Below are 1745 nucleotides of genomic sequence, written 5' to 3'. Positions count from 1 at the left end.
AGTTGCTGGAGAAGGTTTTTAAAAATAATACATCTGCATATGAGGGCTTTGGTGAGATACTGGCTCTTATAAGTATGGGGATTATTACAACTGGAACGTGAATATGGCGTAAATCGGAGCATACTCAGCGACTGGGTAAAACAGTTCTTCCCTATCAAAGTATCGATGGTGAAGTGGTAATTTTAAGGCGTATAAGGCTCTCTATAAGGACAAGCAGCACCTTAAGACCGAGAACGAAATATAAAAAAAGCGATCGCCATTACCATAGGACTAAAGGGTAGCTTGCGGGAAAATTTTCAAACACTGTAAAAGTGTTTATTAAACAACAAAGTTATAGGATATAGGGAAATTCCACATAATAGTGCACAGCGCCTTTTCTGTGTAAAAAATTACAGCCGGACTTCGAAAAGTCCGGCTGTTGGTGTAAAATATAAGTATGCGAAAACTTATATATTTACATCAAGACATCAAAACTTCTTTTAAATTTAGTGATGTTTCCAATTTGTTGCTATTAATGAGATTCTGCAAACAACACAATCAGAAATAGTATCATGGGGAGAGACAGGAGATGGAGGTTAAAATATTAGAAACAGATGAACTAAAAAACGAAATGGAATGTCAGATTAATAGTGTATTACCCGATTTAAGTTTAAATAATATAAACTTTTCAATTGGTACAGATAATAGTCCTGAAGGTATATATATTTATATGCAAAATGATATGTATCATTATGTAATTACTGAAAAAGGAAAAGTTTGTATTCACAGACAAATAAATACTGAAGAGGAAGTGCTTTGGATTATTTTAAATGAAATTCTTTTTCAAGTTGCCTTGGATTATGCAATACAAAATAGAATTCCAGGAAAGGATTTTAGAAGAAAACTTTTTGAAAAGGAGATAGAATTGTTTTCAAAGTTTGGAGTTAATTTTGGGAGGAGAAAAGATGAAGAAATAAATGAGATATTAAAGAGAAGACCATATAATGATAAATGACGAATGGGGAATTATGAAATTTGATGAATACAATTCAGTTCGGATGAAAAGAGACTTTGAGGTAGGTGTAAAAAAGGAGAAATAGGCGCAGTACTTATGATTTGAGAAATCACAAGAAGCATATGAAGTTGAATTTGTAGATGAAAATGATAATTTTAAAATACAACGTATTTTGTCACCGGATGAAATTTTGACGGGTTCTCTTGTAACAAGAAAAGCAATAGGTGATTTACCTGCAATATCAAAATAAGGAAGGTGCATTCTAATATGACAGAAAAAGAGCAATTGTGGTATTTAATTAATGGAGTGTTGAATAGTTCATATGATATTAAGACATTTTGTTCAGAATTTACAAGAATATATGATTTAGAAGTAAATTATGAGCAATTGTCGGAGCAAGAAAACAACGAGTTTGGAGATTTGTGCGAAATGGCAGGAAGATTTTCATATGATGATGAGGAGTTGAAAATTCCAAATATGTACTATTCTAAGAAAAATATTTTGGATAGAGTAAGAATAGTAAAACAAAAATTAATATAGAATGTAACAGAAGTAAATAAAATTTAATATTTTTATAAAAAAACAAGTTTAGGAAGTTCTATAAGAATAGAGAGGATTCAATAATAATGAAAATTTTAGACGGAAAAATCATGCCAGGAGAAGGAATAGATAAATTTAAATTAGGGGTTCATGTGAAAAATATTATTCAGTGGTTAAATGATGAGTATGTGATACAAGAAAGGGATGATGG

At 30.9% G+C, this 1745-nt stretch carries 2 protein-coding genes; both read left to right on the top strand.

Features of this window, described 5'->3' with window-relative positions:
• Positions 1-568: 568 nt before the first annotated feature.
• Positions 569-994, top strand: a complete 426-nt coding sequence (locus tag D7Y06_RS24940) for an Imm63 family immunity protein (RefSeq protein WP_120410161.1) — start codon at positions 569-571, stop codon at positions 992-994.
• Between the two features lie 267 nt (positions 995-1261).
• Positions 1262-1534, top strand: a complete 273-nt coding sequence (locus D7Y06_RS24935; protein ID WP_120410160.1) for a hypothetical protein — start codon at positions 1262-1264, stop codon at positions 1532-1534.
• Positions 1535-1745 lie beyond the last annotated feature (211 nt).

It is taken from the genome of Roseburia sp. 1XD42-69, assembly GCF_003612565.1.
In the GTDB taxonomy this organism is placed as follows: domain Bacteria; phylum Bacillota; class Clostridia; order Lachnospirales; family Lachnospiraceae; genus Roseburia_B.
The sequence above is the reverse complement of the archived record's forward strand: the minus strand, read 5'-3'. Positions and strand labels throughout refer to the sequence as shown.